The sequence below is a fragment of the Aestuariivita sp. genome (assembly GCF_049276915.1).
GTDB lineage: Bacteria > Pseudomonadota > Alphaproteobacteria > Rhodobacterales > Rhodobacteraceae > Aestuariivita.
Genome location: NZ_JBASXK010000145.1, coordinates 17,090 through 33,132, shown reverse-complemented (window position 1 = coordinate 33,132; position 16,043 = coordinate 17,090). Strand labels below are relative to the sequence as shown.

16 protein-coding genes are annotated in these 16,043 nt (G+C 60.5%); 7 read left to right on the top strand and 9 right to left on the bottom strand.

Annotation, left to right across the window (positions count from 1 at the left end; translation table 11 throughout):
• Positions 1–110: 110 nt before the first annotated feature.
• A complete protein-coding gene (locus WAO69_RS15575) occupies positions 111–410 on the bottom strand; it encodes an FtsB family cell division protein (protein WP_422180785.1) in 300 nt (99 codons plus the stop codon).
• 177 nt (positions 411–587) lie between these two features.
• Positions 588–1,778, bottom strand: a complete 1,191-nt coding sequence (locus WAO69_RS15570) for a phosphoglycerate kinase (RefSeq protein ID WP_422180783.1) — start codon at positions 1,776–1,778, stop codon at positions 588–590.
• A gap of 133 nt (positions 1,779–1,911) precedes the next feature.
• Here WAO69_RS15570 and WAO69_RS15565 point away from each other — a divergent pair, with 133 nt between their 5' ends.
• Positions 1,912–2,418 carry a peptidylprolyl isomerase gene (locus tag WAO69_RS15565; RefSeq protein ID WP_422180781.1) on the top strand — a complete coding sequence of 169 codons (507 nt, stop codon included), beginning with the start codon at positions 1,912–1,914 and terminating at the stop codon, positions 2,416–2,418.
• Positions 2,411–2,959 (top strand): peptidylprolyl isomerase, encoded by a 549-nt coding sequence (locus WAO69_RS15560; protein ID WP_422180779.1) that lies wholly within the window; start codon positions 2,411–2,413, stop codon positions 2,957–2,959. Before WAO69_RS15565 ends, WAO69_RS15560 begins: the two co-directional genes overlap by 8 nt.
• Positions 2,960–3,228: 269 nt before the next feature.
• Here the strand turns inward: WAO69_RS15560 and WAO69_RS15555 are convergent, their stop codons facing one another.
• From WAO69_RS15555 to bcp, 4 genes are all read right to left on the bottom strand, one after another.
• Entirely contained in the window at positions 3,229–3,753 is a 525-nt protein-coding gene (locus WAO69_RS15555; protein ID WP_422180777.1) for a bactofilin family protein, read from the bottom strand.
• The gene (locus WAO69_RS15550; RefSeq protein WP_422180775.1) at positions 3,743–5,071 is read right to left on the bottom strand and encodes a DUF5930 domain-containing protein; all 1,329 of its coding nucleotides are present in this window, start codon (positions 5,069–5,071) and stop codon (positions 3,743–3,745) included. The genes WAO69_RS15555 and WAO69_RS15550 overlap by 11 nt, the downstream gene beginning before the upstream one ends.
• 213 nt (positions 5,072–5,284) lie before the next feature.
• Positions 5,285–6,115, bottom strand: a complete 831-nt coding sequence (locus tag WAO69_RS15545) for a ferritin-like domain-containing protein (protein ID WP_422180773.1) — start codon at positions 6,113–6,115, stop codon at positions 5,285–5,287.
• Positions 6,115–6,579, bottom strand: coding sequence for a thioredoxin-dependent thiol peroxidase (gene bcp / locus WAO69_RS15540; protein WP_422180771.1), 465 nt, complete (start codon positions 6,577–6,579; stop codon positions 6,115–6,117). The genes WAO69_RS15545 and bcp overlap by 1 nt, the downstream gene beginning before the upstream one ends.
• A gap of 111 nt (positions 6,580–6,690) precedes the next feature.
• Between bcp and WAO69_RS15535 the strand changes: the two genes are divergently transcribed.
• The 4 genes from WAO69_RS15535 (at position 6,691) to WAO69_RS15520 (ending at position 13,213) form a co-directional block, all read left to right on the top strand.
• The gene (locus WAO69_RS15535; protein WP_422180769.1) at positions 6,691–10,074 is read left to right on the top strand and encodes an AsmA-like C-terminal region-containing protein; all 3,384 of its coding nucleotides are present in this window, start codon (positions 6,691–6,693) and stop codon (positions 10,072–10,074) included.
• A 41-nt stretch (positions 10,075–10,115) separates the two neighbouring features.
• Positions 10,116–11,171 carry a tRNA preQ1(34) S-adenosylmethionine ribosyltransferase-isomerase QueA gene (gene queA, locus WAO69_RS15530; RefSeq protein WP_422180767.1) on the top strand — a complete coding sequence of 352 codons (1,056 nt, stop codon included), beginning with the start codon at positions 10,116–10,118 and terminating at the stop codon, positions 11,169–11,171.
• A gap of 99 nt (positions 11,172–11,270) precedes the next feature.
• On the top strand, positions 11,271–12,524 hold the full coding sequence (locus WAO69_RS15525) for an MFS transporter (RefSeq protein WP_422180765.1): 1,254 nt from the start codon (positions 11,271–11,273) through the stop codon (positions 12,522–12,524).
• 110 nt (positions 12,525–12,634) lie between these two features.
• On the top strand, positions 12,635–13,213 hold the full coding sequence (locus tag WAO69_RS15520; RefSeq protein WP_422180763.1) for a DUF924 family protein: 579 nt from the start codon (positions 12,635–12,637) through the stop codon (positions 13,211–13,213).
• A 10-nt stretch (positions 13,214–13,223) separates the two neighbouring features.
• On the opposite strand, the gene WAO69_RS15515 is transcribed toward WAO69_RS15520, so the two are convergent.
• Entirely contained in the window at positions 13,224–13,646 is a 423-nt protein-coding gene (locus WAO69_RS15515; protein WP_422180761.1) for a hypothetical protein, read from the bottom strand.
• A 198-nt stretch (positions 13,647–13,844) separates the two neighbouring features.
• On the opposite strand from WAO69_RS15515, the gene lpdA reads away from it, so the two are divergent.
• Positions 13,845–15,239 (top strand): dihydrolipoyl dehydrogenase, encoded by a 1,395-nt coding sequence (gene lpdA / locus WAO69_RS15510; protein WP_422180759.1) that lies wholly within the window; start codon positions 13,845–13,847, stop codon positions 15,237–15,239.
• On the opposite strand, the gene WAO69_RS15505 is transcribed toward lpdA, so the two are convergent.
• Both WAO69_RS15505 and WAO69_RS15500 read right to left on the bottom strand, forming a co-directional pair.
• On the bottom strand, positions 15,236–15,685 hold the full coding sequence (locus WAO69_RS15505) for a hypothetical protein (protein WP_422180757.1): 450 nt from the start codon (positions 15,683–15,685) through the stop codon (positions 15,236–15,238). The two genes, lpdA and WAO69_RS15505, sit on opposite strands and share 4 nt — an antisense overlap.
• Positions 15,682–16,041, bottom strand: a complete 360-nt coding sequence (locus tag WAO69_RS15500) for a DUF6152 family protein (protein WP_422180755.1) — start codon at positions 16,039–16,041, stop codon at positions 15,682–15,684. The genes WAO69_RS15505 and WAO69_RS15500 overlap by 4 nt, the downstream gene beginning before the upstream one ends.
• Positions 16,042–16,043 lie beyond the last annotated feature (2 nt).

The window sequence follows — 16,043 nt, the reverse complement described above, 5'->3', positions numbered from 1 at the left end:
GGGAAAGGGATGCTGCCATGCATGGCGCGCAAACCTGGATTCTGGCGCAGGTTGCCTCATCTTTCTGGTTTCAGATACCCGAAATCCTGACACCTGCCAACGGGCGCGGCTCAGCGAATGACAAGTTCGTCGGCACGCAAAAGCCCCAGAACCGTGCGGGCCTGTTCGTCCAGAAGATCGACATCCAGATAGGTGTCGGACAGGCGCAGCGTCAGGTTTTCCATCCGGGCCACTTCGGCATTCAGAAGCTCGAGATCATGGGTGACATCGCGGATTTCAGCGTCGATCTCGACGCGGCGGAACAGGCCGAAATCACCCTGCACGGCGGCAAAGGTGAAATAGATGCTCAGCGCAAAGGAGGCCGAGTAAAAGATCAGAGCCCCAAAACCGGGTCGGTTTGAACGTGTCACTGCAATCTGCCTTCCGCTGCGACCTCTTTAGCGGATCGCTCGCTACAGTATTGCACAGTGAAAAAGCCCTGTGAATCCCTTAAATTAGCGCCGCTTTGGCTTTTTGGCCCAGGGCGATCTCGAATGTCCGCCGCCTTGGTATCGCCAATGGGATGGCACCGGGGAGACCGGGCGGCGTTATCCGCGCAGGGCGGCCACTCCGGGCAGGGTCTTGCCTTCCATCCATTCAAGGAAGGCACCGCCCGCTGTCGAGATATAGGTGAAATCATGGGCAGCACCGGCCATGTTGAGTGCCGCGACCGTATCACCGCCTCCGGCGACCGTGACAAGACGGCCTGCTTTGGTCATGGCGGCCGCCTTGCGCGCTGCCGCGAAGGTGGCCGCGCCGAAGGGTTCGATTTCGAAGGCGCCAAGGGGGCCGTTCCAGATCAGGGTGTGGGCGTCTTCCATGATCATGCCGATACGCGCGACACTTTCGGGTCCGGCATCCAGGATCATGGCATCGGCCGGGCACTCGGTCACGGGAACGGTGTGGCTTTCGGCATTTGCCTTTAACGCGCGCGCCACCACGATATCGCTGGGCAGCACGATCTCGCAGCCGGTCTTGGCGGCTTTGGCCAGGATATCCGAGGCGGTGTCGGTCATGTCATGTTCGGCCAGCGAGGTGCCGACGGGAATGCCCTGAGCGGCAAGGAAGGTATTGGCCATGCCACCGCCGATCACCAGGTAATCGACCTGGGCGACGAGATTGGAGAGCAGATCAAGCTTGGTCGAGACCTTTGCGCCGCCCACAACCGCCACCAGCGGGCGCTGAGGATTGCCCAGGGCGGCCTCGAGCGCGATCAGTTCGGCCTGCATCAGGCGCCCCGCGCAGGAGGGCAGCAACCGCGCAACACCCGTTGTCGAGGCATGGGCACGGTGCGCGCAGGAAAACGCATCATTGCAGAAGATATCGCCCAGTGCTGCGAAGTCCCGGGCAAGTTCGGGGTCGTTTTTCTCTTCGCCGGGATAAAAACGGGTGTTTTCAAGAAGCACGACGCTGCCTGGTGCCACCGACTCGACCGTTGCAAGGGCTGCGGGGCCGCGGCAGTCCGCGCAAAACACGACAGGGGCATGGAACGCGGCCTCAAGCGCGGGGATCAGCATGCGCAGCGACAGATCGGCCCTGTGCGTACCCTTGGGGCGGCCGAAATGGGACAGCAGGATCGGCGTGCCGCCGGCATGCAGGATGTCGCTGATCGTGGGCAGCAGGCGCTGGATTCGGGTGTCGTCGCTCACCTGGCCGTTTTCGGTAGGCACATTGAGGTCGACACGCACCAGAACGCGCTTGCCTGACATTTCCATATCGTCCAGCGTTTTCCAATCCATCCGCTCTTCCCCTCACTTTAGCGACTTTTCTTGCCTGTCATGTCGGATGAATCGTCCTGCAGGTCAATGCATAGCTTGGCATTCTGGCGCGCGGGTTTTACCTATCGTCTCAACAAACCTCAAGGAGAGCCCGATGGCCGAAATCAAAGATCCCGAAAACACCATCCTGATGGAACTGACCGGCGGTACCGTCGTGATCGAGCTATTGCCCGATATCGCTCCGAAACATGCCGAGCGCATGAAGGAGCTTGCGCGCGCGGGACAGTATGACAACGTCGCCTTCCACCGCGTGATCGACGGTTTCATGGCGCAGACCGGTGATGTGCAGAACGGCAACATGGAAAGCGGCTTCAACCTGCGCATGGCGGGAACCGGTGGGTCGGACCTGCCTGATCTGCCGGCCGAGTTCTCGGGCATTCCCCATGATCGCGGCACGCTGGGTGCGGCGCGCTCGGCCAATCCCGATAGTGCCAACAGCCAGTTCTTCATCAACTTTTCCGACAACCATTTCCTGAACCGCCAGTACACGGTCTATGGCCGGGTGATCAGCGGTATGGAGCATGTGGATGCCATCACCCGGGGCGAGCCGCCTGCGGCACCTGACCGGATGATCAGCGTCAAGGTGGCTGCCGATGCGTAAGCTGGCATGCGTTCTGGCAATCCTGGCTGGTCCTGCGGCCGCATCCGGTATCGCGATAGAGGTTGCGGGCGAAGGGGCCAATGGCACCATTGTGATCGATCTGCTGGAAGATGTGGCTCCTGGTCACGTAGAACGGATCACATCTCTGGCGGCGGAAGGGGCCTATGATGATGTGGTATTTCACCGTGTGATTGACGGTTTCATGGCGCAGACCGGAGATGTGGAATTTGGCAAAATGGGCGGTGACATGCGCATGGCCGGGCGGGGTGGTTCGGACGGCGGCGATCTGGCGGCTGAGTTTTCCGACATTCCGTTTGATCGCGGCGTTGTCGGTATGGCGCGCTCGCAATCGCCTGACAGCGCCAACAGCCAGTTCTTCATCATGTTCGATGCGGGGTATTTCCTGAACGGGCAATACACTGTCGTTGGCCGTGTCATCGAAGGTCTGGATGTGCTGGATGATATCAAGCGCGGTACAGGCCAGAACGGCTCGGTGATTGGTGAGCCGGATCGCATGACCAAAGTCACGGTGATCGACTGATCCTGTTTCGCCGCCCATGGGCGGCGATGTAAGCGAGGGGGATGCTCCCCCTCGCGCTCCCCGCTTGTTTCCGTATTTCCGGCAAGAAGAAACAGGGAACCTGCGCGCTGAGAGGCGAGGTCACTTGTGGCGATGTTTGCGATTGAGCTGGCACCATCGGAGCAGCCTCGTGTTGCCCAGAGACGAGATCATGCCCATGGGGCAGACTGCAAACAGGCACCGCAGCCTGTGCTGACGGTGCCTGCAAATCACTCACGTACTGCGCTTGCTTACGAAGCCGCGTCCGGTGTCGGTGTCTTTGTTGCGGCCGGGTTCGCCGTTTCCGGCTTGTTTGCCCGGCCCGGGTTTAAAGGGTCGTCTTGCCGCTGCACTGAGCCCTCGAAATGTGCACCGCTTTCGATGGCGATTGTCTTGTGGATGATGTCGCCTTCGACGCGGGCTGTTGAGGTCAGGCGCACCTTGAGGCCGCGCACGCGTCCGACGATGCGGCCGTTGATCACAACGTCATCGGCGGTGACTTCACCCTTGATGGTGGCGGTTTCGCCGATGGTCAGGAGGTGGGCGCGAATATCGCCTTCGACGGTGCCTTCGACCTGAATATCTCCTGTGGTCTTCATGTTGCCGGTGACATGAAGATCCGCAGAGAGCACGGATGCGGGTGGTTTTGCCTTGGGCATCACCGGTTTTGCATCGCTTGCAGCAGGAGGGGCCGTGGGCGTTGGCGCAGGCGTTGATGCGCCCGCGGAATCACCCGTTCGGGGCCCTGGTTCGTTGATTTTGCTTTTAGAAAACATCGTTTGCAGCCTTGATATAGATCATCGGATTAACGGGTTTACCGCCGACACGCACTTCATAGTGGAGATGGGTGCCGGTGGACCGGCCGGTGCTACCCATATCAGCAATGTGATCTCCGCGCGAGACCCTTTGGCCTTTTCTCACGCGAATGTTCGAATTGTGCGCATAGAGTGTTTCAATCCCGAAGTCGTGGCGAATGCGCACGAGTTGGCCAAAGCCGGATTGCCAGCCCGCATGCACCACGACCCCGTCGGCAGTCGCGAAGATATCTGTTCCATGCGCGCCGGCAAAATCGGTGCCGTTGTGCATGCGTCGTCCGCCTGTTTTGGGGTCGCGGCGATAGCCATAGCCCGAGGTATAGCGGAACACGCTTTTCACCGGCATGGCAAAGGGAGCTCTTTCGGCAGCGATCCGATAGAGGTTCAGCAGGTCCATCTGTTCCAGCAGGCGGTTGGCGCGGGTCTCATCGGCGGATGGCTCTTCACCGCTTGTGGAAAAGGACAAAGGGGTCAGAGGTCCGCCTTGTCCCGAATATCCGCGACGGACCTGTTCGATGATCTGATCGGTGGGCATGCCAGCGGAACGGAACATCTTGTCAAGCGGGGCGACAGAGACCGTCATCGCCTCTTCGAGCTGGCGGAAGATCTCGTCGTTGCGGTCGCGCATCAACGCCAGTTCGAATTCCATATCCTTGGCGCGGGTCAGAGCGTCCTGCGCATCGGCATGGATCTGATCGCGCTCGGCTGCGGTTTCGGCCAGTGCGTCGGCAAGGAAGTCAACAGGTGTGCTGGTCGCCAGGCCGGAGGTGGAGGAGGCAACCACTTCGGCCTTTTGTTCCTTGAGCGCGGCCACGGCCGAACGGGCGGCTTCGCGGTCATGCATGGTGGTACGCAAAGTGGTCTGGATCACCTCGATCCCGGTCTCAAGCTCACGGCGCGAGGTCTCCGAGGCCAGCAATTGGGATTGCATGATCGAGATCTGATCAAGCGCGGCGTTGAAGCGTTCCTGGGCGGCTTGCGCTTCGGCCATGCGCAGATCGCGGTCGCTTGCCAGAATGTTCAGACGTTCCTGATAGACCCGCTGGTCCCGTTTGGCCTGTTCGCGGAAATTGCCGGCACCGATGGAGTCCATCAGGACGATCGCGGTTGCCACGATAGACCATGCAACAACTGCGGCGCTGCCCATGAAGGCCAGTAGCTGCGTTGATGGCCTGAGCCGGATGAACCGCGTATCGGTGTCGGATTTCAGAAACACGCGGCGTTCCGGAAAATACCGCTCGAGCAGTTGATGCGTTTTTATAGCCAGACGTGTTCGCACGCGTCTTTCCTTGTCCCATCCCAGTTATGACGGAAGCTCTCCGAAAGAGCGCCTGTTTCCGTCCCAAGCTGCATATCCACAGCATCCTGATTGGGCAAGTCTGTTGTCCCATTCTGCGCCGAGATCAGCCCGAAAGGGTAGGCATGGGCAAAAAATCGCCGATTCTCCGGGGCTTGCAACGCCAATCTGATGCATGTTTCGGGTGCCGAAGTATCAGGTCGAGCGCGCTGCCGTTTCTTCGGCCAGGGGCCAGTAGAAATCCGGTGGAATACCAGCCTCGGCGCGTTTTTCCTCGTTGAAGGGCGGTTTCAGGCCCCCGTGGAAATAGCGGCGCACAAGGTCGTGGAACACGACAGTGGGATCCAGATTGTCGCGCCCGCACAGAAAATGGAACCATTTCGACCCATAGGCGACATGGTGCACCTCATCGGCATAGATGACCTTCAGGGCGGCGACGGCGGAGGTGGCCCCGGCCTTGGCAAAGACCTCGATCATCCCCGGGGTCACATCAAGCCCGCGTGCTTCCAGCACCATCGGCACGACGGCAAGTCGCCCCATGAAATCCGTGGCCGTGTCTTGCGCGGCGCGCCACATGCCGGCATGTGCGGGCAGGGCACCGTAAAAACTGCCGAGTTCTTCGAGACAGTCGCACATCAGATTGAAGTGCTTGGATTCCTCGTCTGCGGCCTTGACCCAGTCGTCAAAGAACCCGATCGGCATGGGAACATGCGAAAACCGCGCGATGATATCCCAATGCAGATCGACCGCGTTCAGTTCGATATGGGCGACCGCATGCAACAGCGCGATGCGACCGGCCTCGGATCCGGGGCGGCGGCGCGGCACATCGCGAGGTGACAGCAGGTCGGGTTTGTCGGGCCGCGCCGGATGCGGCGGCGGTAGCGCTGTCCCGATCTCGATGTTGGGGCCGTCGCCTGAACGGCTGGCGCGCCATGCGGCAGCATGCGCGCGCGACAGGGCCGTCTTTTGACGCCCGTCCGGGGTCAAGAGCACCTCGACCGCGCGCTCAGCCAGCGTGAGGGACATCAGCCCATCTCTTGGACGGCAGCCAGCACGTCTTCGACGTGACCGGGTACTTTCACCTTGTGCCAGGCATGGGCGATCTTGCCATCCGCGTCGATCACGAAGGTCGAGCGTTCGATGCCCATATAGGTCTTGCCGTACATGCTCTTTTCCTTCCACACGCCATAGTCCTCGCACATGTTGCCATGTTCGTCAGACAAGAGCGGAACCGTCAGGTCGCGCTTGGCGACGAATTTGTCATGGCTTGCCACGCTGTCCTTGGATACGCCGAAAATCACGGCACCTGCGGCCGCAAACGCGTCCTTGGCTTGCGTAAATCCGATGGATTCCTTGGTGCAGCCCGGTGTGTCGTCGCGCGGATAGAAGAACAGCACGACGATCTGTCCTTTAAGCTGGGACAAGCTGACCTCTTCGCCGCCATCGCGCGGCAGGGTAAACTCGGGGGCCATATCATTGACCTGAACCATTTGAGAGCCTCACTCATTTATGGACATCTTGAGGGGTTTGTGAGTTTCATATTAGGACGAGGCCCGCAAGAATAAAGGCATCCAGCCAAGAACAGAGACGGCCCAGACGCAGTGACAGAAAACAACCGCCCCACGCGCGAGGTTCGCCTGCGCAGATTGCGCCGCCGCAGGCATCTGCGCCGCGCCGGCAAGGCTGGCGCGTGGTCGCTGTTGGGGCTTTCGGTTCTGGGCATTCTGGCGGGGCTGGCGGTTGTTCTGATCATCGATCAGACCCTGCGCGCGCCGCAATGGCTGCGTGACCGGGTCGAGACGCGGATCGAGGCAAACCTCGGGGGGCTGCAGATCAGCTTTGGTGATGTTGAGCTGGTGATCTCGGAAGGGTGGCGTCCGCGTGCGGCCTTGCGCGATGTACAGCTGTCTGATGCGGATGGTCGCCCGATCCTGTCGCTATCGGACGCCGAGGCCAGCCTGGCCATGCGCCCCTTGCTGCGTGGGCAGGTGCAACCAAAGGAAATCGCCCTCAGCGGTGCATTTGCGGTGCTCAGGCGCGATGCGGACGGCTTGTTTTCGCTGGCCTTTGACGGCAGCGGGCCAGCTGTGGGGCGCGCGCGCGGATTGCCTGCTCTGATAGAGCAACTGGACCGGATCTTTGTGGTGCCGCAGCTGTCCGCCCTTGTCGATGTCACGTTGCGACAGGTGAACCTGCGCTATGAGGATGCGGTGTCTGGCCAGGCCTGGACCGTGGATGGCGGGATCCTGCGGATGACGCGCGATGAGGACCAGCTGCGTATCGCGGGCAATCTTGCGTTGCTGACGGGGCGGGAATACGCCTCGAGCGTCGAAGTCAATTACAGCTCGGTCATCGGTCAGACTGCGGCCACGGTCGGCTTGACGCTGACCGACGTGCCTGCGCGCGATATCGCTGGCCAGTCTGTTGCGCTGTCCTGGCTTGAGCCATTGCGTGCACCGCTGTCGGGTGCCTTGCGGGGCGGTGTCAATGAGGACGGAACGCTGGCTCCGTTGAATGCAACGCTGCAGATCGGGCAGGGTGTTTTGCAGCCCAACGATCAGACCCGCCCGATCCCCTTTGACGACGCGCGTGCATATTTTACCTATGATCCTGTCGAACAGGCGCTGTCGTTCGATGAAATTTCAGTCACCAGCGACTGGGTCACAGGCAATGCCGAAGGCCGCACGTTTCTGCAGGTCGCCGGGGACGGATCCCTGTCCGGTCTGATCGGACAACTGACCCTGACCAGGACCCGGCTCAATCCGGCTGGTGCCTATCTCGAGCCCATCTCGCTGGAAGGGGCGGCTGCGGATTTCAAGCTTGAGCTTGATCCGTTCACCCTGACTGTCGGGCAGCTGTTCATCGCGGATCAGGGCAACGAGCTGCACCTGAACGGCGCATTGCGCGCGACCCAAGCAGGTTGGGACGTGGCGATGGACGGGCAGATGGATGCGCTTACGCCTGAGCGGCTGGTGGCGCTGTGGCCCGAAGCGGCCATTCCCAACACGCGCCGGTGGATATCGGAAAACCTGTCGGGCGGGCGGTTGAATGATCTCAACATCGCCCTGCGCATCCAGCCCAAAACCAGTCCCAATATCTATCTGGACTTTGATTATTCCAATGCACAGGTGCAATTCATGCGCACCATGCCCCCGATCCGGCGCGCTGCGGGACATGCCAGCCTGATCGACAACCGCTTTGTGGTCACCGCGACGCAGGGGCGGGTTGTCGCGGATGACGGCGGGGCCGTGGATGTGTCGGGTACCTCGTTCATTGTCCCAGATACCTCGATCAAGAAGGCTGCTCCGGCAGTGGTACGCCTGCAGGGACGCGGAACGATCACCAGCGTGCTGTCTCTGTTGAACCGCGAACCGCTGCGCATTCTTGAAAAGCCGGGGCTTCCCGTGACCCTGGCCGATGGCACGGCGGTCTTTCAGGGCAATATCGCTTTGCCGCTCAAGGACAGGGTGCAGTTTGAAGAGATCTCGTTCTTCGTCGATGCCCAGGTCCGTGATGTATCCAGCACGGTTCTGATCCCGGGTCAGAGACTGGCGGCACCCACCCTGTCCATTCAGGCCCGGCCAGCGGGGGTCGAGATCACCGGTGCGGGCCTGCTGAGCGATCTGCCCTTCCTGGCCAACTGGCGGCAGGCGTTCGGCGTTCCGGGGGCGGGCAGCACATTGAACGGCAAAATCGAGCTGAGCGAACGGGCGCTTGAAACGTTCAATATCGCTCTGGCACCGGGCGCCGTGAGTGGCACGGGCGAGGCGGAGTTTGCTGTGAACTTGCCCCAAGGCGGCCCGCCAAGTGTGGAGCTTACCTCGGATCTTGAGGGTTTGCGGCTCAGTATTCCCGAGCTTGGCTGGTCGAAATCTCCCGATACCAGGGGATCCCTGACACTCAGCGCCGAGTTGAGCAAACCGGCCCGTGTGCCTGCCTTTGATCTGCGCGCGCCGGGATTTCGCGCCACCGGTGCTCTGAGCGCGTCCGAGGATGGCGGGCTGGCGATGGCCGAGTTTTCAACCGTGGAGCGGGGTAACTGGATGAATTTGCGCGCGCGGCTCGAAGGGCAGGGGCCCGGCGTTGCGCCAAGTATTCGCATCCTGGGGGGCACGCTTGATCTGCGGAGCGCCGAATTCGGCACCTCGCAAGGGCGCGGTGCCGCACCGCCGGGAAACAATGCTCTGATCGCCAGTCTGGACAGGCTGCAAGTCACTGATACGATTGCCCTGACCGGGTTTCAGGGGCAGTTTGCTCTGCGTGGTGGGCTTGCGGGTAATTTTCAGGGCCAGATAAACGGGCGGACCCGCGTCACCGGCGGTGTTCAACCTGAAAACGGGCGCAGTGCGGTGCGGGTTGTGTCGCAGGATGCAGGCGGCGTGTTGCGCGATGCGGGGTTGCTCAGACAAGCCTATGAGGGCAGTTTCGATATGACGTTGCGCCCGGTTGGGGAGCCGGGGAATTTCGACGGTACGCTTGCTGTCGGCGACACATATGTCCGCGACGCGCCAGCGATTGCTGCCTTGCTGAACGCGGTTTCCATTGTGGGTTTGCTGTCCGAACTGGCCGGGCAAGGCATCTTTTTCCGTGAAGTCGCGGCGCGGTTCCGTCTGAGCCCGTCGCGCATCACCTTGTATGAAAGCCGCGCCACCGGCCCGTCCATGGGCCTGTCCATGGATGGCGTATATGACGTTCCCAGTCAGCAGCTCAACATGCAGGGCGTGATCTCTCCGGTGTATCTGCTCAACCAGATCGGGGGCCTGTTCGCACCGCGCCGGGGCGAGGGATTGTTCGGCTTTACCTATACGCTGACCGGGGCTGTGCAGGCCCCTCAGGTGGCGGTCAATCCGCTGTCCGGTCTGGCACCCGGTGTGCTGCGTGAGATTTTTCGCGTGGAGACTCCGACACCGACAGGCGACCCCGAAGATACGCAGGTTGCGCCAGAGGCCGCGCCCCCACCCCAGGAAATGGGCGGGAACCGCTGAGGGTCTGGTCAATCCAGTTTCAAGGCCTTATCTGGCCCGCCATGAAACTCAGTGATTTCGACTTTGACCTGCCCGAGCAGTTGATCGCCACAAGACCGGCCAAGCCGCGCTCTTCGGCGCGCATGCTTGTGGCGCAAGGGGATACGATCCTCGATCAGCATGTCCATGATCTGCCCCAGATACTGGAGCCGGGCGATCGGCTGATCCTGAATGACACGCGCGTCATTCCGGCGCGCTTGATCGGTCAGCGTCATCGCGACAGCGCGCAGGGCCCCGTCAGCGCGCGGATCGAGGTCACGCTGTTGGAGCCACGACTCAACGGTGACTGGACGGCGTTGATCAAGCCTCTGAAAAAATTGAAGATTGGCGAGGATGTCGTGTTTTCCGATGCTCTGAGCGCGACGCTGAAAGACGTGGCCGACGGGCAGGGTTTGGTGCAATTCAACCTGATCGGCGAAGACTTTGACGCGGCATTGGCCGAGGCTGGAGCGATGCCGTTGCCGCCCTACATCGCCTCGAAACGGGCAGCGGACGCGCAGGACAAGGCGGATTATCAGACGGTGTTCGCGCGCCACCCCGGCGCGGTCGCGGCACCGACTGCAAGCCTGCATTTTGATGATGCGCTTCTGGCCGCATTGCGCGCCCGCGGTGTCGAGTTCACCTATGTCACGCTGCATGTCGGAGCCGGTACATTCCTGCCCGTCAAGGTAGACGATGTGACCACGCACAAGATGCATGCCGAATGGGGGCGCGTCACCGAACAGGCCGCCTCAGAAATCGCGGCCACCAAGGCGGCCGGCAAACGGGTGATCCCGGTGGGCACCACGGCCTTGCGGCTGATCGAAAGTGCCGCGCGGGGCGGTGCCATCGCCCCGTGGGAGGGAGAGACGGATATCTTCATCTACCCCGGTTTTGAATTCAAAGTGACCGACGCTCTGATGACGAATTTCCATCTTCCGAAATCCACACTGATGATGCTGGTCTCGGCATTGATGGGTCAGGATGCAATCAAGCGCATCTATGCGCATGCTGTTTCATCGCAATATCGCTTCTTTTCGTACGGCGACAGCTCGCTTCTTGTGCCCGCACGCGGTTGACGCAGTCTCAAATCGCCGTAGTTGTGTCGTATACGGTTGCGACGTGAGTGCGTGCCGCCCCCAGTTAAGGGCAGGGACAGGTAAAAAGGCCAGATCGATATGTTGCAGGTCCTAAAAAGCGCATGGGCGCTGCTTCTTGGTATGGGTCTGTTGATGATCGGTAACGGGATGCAAGGCACGTTGCTGGGCATCCGTGGCGAGATCGAGGCGTTTTCGACATTCGAGATGTCGGTGATCGTTTCGGCCTATTTCGTCGGTTTCCTTGGTGGCAGCCGCATGGCACCGGGCATGATCCGTCGCGTGGGGCATGTGCGGGTCTTTGCAGCCCTTGCCTCGATGATTTCGGCGGTGATGATCCTTTATCCGACGCTGGCCGACCCGATTGTGTGGACGCTTGGGCGTGTGCTGATTGGGTTTTGTTTCTCGGCCGTTTACGTCACCGCGGAAAGCTGGCTGAACAATGCCGCAACCAATGAGACGCGCGGCCAGGCGTTGTCACTTTACATGATTGTGCAGACGGCGGGCATTGTTCTGGCTCAGGGTCTGCTGCTCACGGCTGATCCCTCGGGATATGTTCTGTTCGTCATCCCGTCGATCCTGGTGTCGATCGCGATCACGCCGATCCTTCTGTCGATCAGCCCGACACCGGCGTTTGATACGACAAAACCCATGAGCCTGAAGGAACTGTTTCACTTTTCGCCTCTGGGCTGCGTTGGCATGTTCCTGTTGGGCGGCGTGTTTTCCGTGCAGTTCGGCATGTCGTCGGTTTATGGCACGCAGGCGGGCATGAGCGTTGCGCAGATCTCGACTTTTGTGTCGGTGATTTTCGTGGGCGCGATTTTCACGCAATATCCGATCGGCTGGATTTCGGACCGGATGGATCGGCGCAAACTGATCGTGATCGTTTGCGGTATCGGAGCGACAGGAGCCTTGATCGGGGCGCTGTTCGGGAATGATTTTCCCATGCTTTTGCTGGCCGCCTTCCTGATGGGAGCCACGACAAACCCGCTTTATTCATTGCTGATTGCCCATACCAATGATTTTCTGGACTATGAGGATATGGCCGCAGCCTCTGGCGGATTGGTGTTTCTGAATGGCCTGGGGGCGATTACCGGCCCGCTGATCACCGGATGGGCCATGGGTGTTTTCGGCCCATCGGGGTTCTGGATTTTCGCAGGCAGTCTGATTGCGCTTCTGGCCGTCTACGGCATCTACCGCTCTACGCAGCGCCCGTCGGTTGCCGTGGCAGACACCGGATCTTTCGTCACCATGTCGCCTTCGGTAACGCCGGTGGCGGTGGGGGTTGCGCAAGAAATTGCCAGTGAGGAGGCAAAAGAAGATGGCGCGGCTTAAAATCTGTGCGATGGGCAATATGTCCAAGTTGTAAGGAAACGTGACTTTGCATGCTGGCCAAATGCTTTGTAACGTTTTGGTAACGGTTTTTGAGGCCATGGAGCAGTGAAATGACCGGTGCGGATGAAGTACTGAAATTCTGGTTGGATGATGTCGGTCCGGCAGGCTGGTATGAACAGGACGACGCGCTGGATCAGAATATCCGGGACAGGTTTATGGGGGTCTGGCGGCAAAGCGCGGAGGGGGCGCTGTCGCTCTGGCTGACATATCCAAGCGGAGCGCTTGCCTATATCATCCTGACGGACCAGTTTGCGCGCAACATGTTCCGGGACTCATCCAAGGCGTTCTCGACCGACAGGCTTGCTCTGGCCGTCGCAAAATCGGCCATAAACAAAGGTTGGGACAAGAAAATCGACGAGCCTGCGCGGCAGTTCTTCTACTTGCCGTTGATGCATTCGGAAAACCTCGCCGATCAGGACCGCTGTGTGCGGCTGATGTACGACCGGTTGCCCGAAACCGGCGCGTCCAACCTGACGCATGCACGTGCGCATCGCCAGGTTATCCGCCAGTTTGGTCGCTTTCCGCACCGAAACGCTGCGTTGGCACGTAGCACCACGCCGTCAGAGAACGCCTTCATGGAGGCCGGCGGCTATGGGGCCACGGTGCGCACATTGGCCGAAGCGGGCTGAGTGCTCCGCCTTACCCTTCGGGTGTGCAACTGCGATAGGATGATACGAAACCTTCGATCCGATCGGCGGCCGTGTTGATTGCGCTGCTGGCAAGTTGCTCGGGGATCTCGTCCAATTCCTCGAACCTTGTCTCCATCTGCGCCATCGTGGCGCTGAGCGCGTCAATGCGCACTTCAAGCGACGCGCGCGCCTCGGGCGAGAGCGCGCCGGGCCGGGTCCGCAGGGCGTTGATGTCTTCGCGCAGCCCGACCAATGCGGCCGTGGCGTCACTGACCTGGGTCTGGAGAGGGTGGATGGTCTCGATCCCGTCATGGAACCGATCCGCCGCGCGTTCAGCCGTGCGCGCCACCATCAAGCCCAGGATCAAGCAGACAGCCACGAGGATCAGAGTGGCATTCAGCACTGCCAGAAAAAGATCTTTGACGATTTTCATGAAACGGTATCCTCTTTCTGGATCGGTGCCTGTCTGCACCAGGAGTTAGGTTCAAACAGATTAGACAGTCCATGGCCTTATCGCCAGAACCAGCTTCCGAAATCTGTTCGATTTGTCGCGGGTTGCTTGCGTTGAAGTGGCGATAAAAGTGGTTTAAGGCTGAACTACTTTTGTAACCTTCTGTGAAAAGGGCATGACATGGCGGCGACTTCCTATGATCTGATTGTTGTCGGATCCGGCCCAGGCGGCTACGTGGCAGCCATACGCGCGGCACAGCTTGGTTTGAACACAGCAATCATCGAGCGGGAAAACCTGGGCGGCATCTGCCTGAACTGGGGCTGCATCCCGACCAAGGCGATGCTGCGCTCATCTGAAGTGTATCACCTGATGGAGCGGGCCAAGGACTTTGGCCTGAGCGCGCAAAAGATCGACTATGATCTGGGCGCGGTCGTCAAACGCTCTCGCGATGTGGCGGCGCAGCTGTCGGGTGGGGTGAAACACCTGCTGAAGAAAAACAAAGTGACCGTGATCATGGGCGAGGCGTCTTTGCCCGCCAAGGGCAAGGTCAGCGTCAAGACAGATGCAGGCCCGCAGGAGCTGAGCGCCAAGAACATCATTCTGGCAACCGGCGCGCGCGCCCGTGAATTGCCCGGGCTTGAGGCGGATGGCGATCTGGTCTGGACCTATCGCCATGCGTTGGTGCCGACGCGTATGCCCAAAAAGCTGCTGGTGATCGGATCAGGTGCGATCGGTATCGAATTTGCCAGCTTCTACAACACGCTGGGTGCGGATACCACTGTTGTCGAAGTCATGGACCGCGTGTTGCCGGTCGAAGATGCTGAAATCAGCGCATTTGCCAAGAAGCAATTCGTCAAACAGGGCATGACGATCATGGAAAAAGCCATGGTCAAGAAACTGGACCGCGCCAAGGGCAAGGTCACAGCCCATATCGAGGTGGGCGGCAAGGTTGAAACGCATGAGTTTGACACCGTGATTTCCGCAGTCGGGATCGTCGGCAATGTCGAGGGCCTTGGGCTGGAGGCTCTGGGCGTGACCCTGGATCGCACGCATGTCGTGACAGATGAGTATTGCCGCACGGGCGTCGAGGGGCTCTGGGCGATTGGCGATATCGCCGGGGCACCCTGGCTTGCGCACAAGGCCAGCCATGAGGGCGTGATGGTCGCCGAGATGATAGCGGGCGGTCATCCGCACCCGGTGAAACCGGAAAGCATCGCAGGGTGCACCTATTGCCATCCGCAGGTGGCATCCGTGGGCTATAGCGAGGCCAAGGCCAAGGAATTGGGCTATGAGGTGCGGGTTGGCCGCTTTCCATTCCTGGGCAATGGCAAGGCCATCGCACTGGGTGAGCAGGAGGGCATGGTCAAGACCGTGTTCGATGCCAAGACAGGCGAGCTTTTGGGCGCGCATATGGTGGGTGCAGAAGTCACCGAGCTGATCCAGGGCTATGTCATCGGCCGCCAGTTGGAAACCACCGAAGAAGACCTGATGAACACGGTCTTCCCGCATCCCACCCTCAGCGAAATGATGCATGAAAGCGTGCTGGATGCCTATGATCGGGTGATCCACTTCTAGGAATAGGCAATCATCCGGCCGGAAATCAGAACGGCCGGCCAGAGGGTCATCGACAACAAAGCCCCGCGTCTTTGGCGCGGTGGCGACATGGCTGCGATATTGAGATGCGCGGCCGCGTTGATCAGGGCCAGAGCCAGGAAAACAAGCTTGACGCGAAACCATGTATTGGCTGCGTAATCGCCTGCCTGCGTTATGAAAAGCAGTGACCCGCTTGCAACTGCAAGCACCAGCGCACCAACCGCCAAAGCGCGCAAATAGCGCAGCGTTGCCGCCAAGGGCAGCGCCCGGCCAAGCCCGAGCAGCCTCAGGTCCATGGCCAGCACGCAGCCGATGAGCACGCCCAACCCCGCAACATGTCCCGCATTGATCAGAGGATAGACCCAGCGCGACCGCTTCAGCGCTTGCGCAAGGTCGCTGGCTTCGGCTGCGGCGACAAACTCGATCACATCCTGTCCGGGTAGAGCACGTATTGCGTGCCCGCGATGGTCACGGCTTCGGCCTTGATCTTGAGATCGGCCGGATCCGCTGCGCGCCGACCCAGCACCACGATCTCGGTCCCCGGTGCCATCAGATCATCGCTCAGCCCGGCCCGCTCATTGCGCCAGGGCTGTCCGACTTCGACAGTCCAGAGTTCGTTATTGGCGCTCACGCTCAACACGCCATGCGGATTGCCCAGATTGGCCTGCGTGACACGGCCCGTCAGTTCGAATTGGCCGCTGGCGGTCCAGCGCCATCCGTGATGGGCCAAGGCGGGTGTGGCCAGAAACGCCGGGGCCAATACCAGAAACTTGCGTCTTTTCATGC